Raw genomic sequence first — 315 nt, 5'->3', positions numbered from 1 at the left:
CCATCGTAACAAACTTATCCCGCAATTCAAAAGTAACGGTGGTAAAAGAAAGCGGGTCTTGGTCACAAATTAAAACGGCAAGCGGTCAAACGGGCTGGGTAGCAAGTCAGTACCTACAAGCAGGCTCTGGTTCTTCTGCGCCAGCTAAGGATTCTGGGTCCACGACGTCCAAGTCAGCGACCGTTAACGCCAGCTCATTAAACGTTCGTTCTTCTGCAAGCACAAGCGCGTCCATCGTAACAAACTTATCCCGCAATTCAAAAGTAACGGTGGTAAAAGAAAGCGGGTCTTGGTCACAAATTAAAACGGCAAGCG

The 315-nt window shown here is 48.3% G+C and carries 1 protein-coding gene; it reads left to right on the top strand.

Annotated features, from left to right (window positions below):
- On the top strand, positions 1-315 hold a 315-nt coding region (locus ACN6NE_RS31185; protein ID WP_474329448.1), incomplete at both ends, for an SH3 domain-containing protein.

Source organism: Priestia sp. 53B2, from assembly GCF_056099005.1.
The sequence above is the reverse complement of the archived record's forward strand: the minus strand, read 5'-3'. Positions and strand labels throughout refer to the sequence as shown.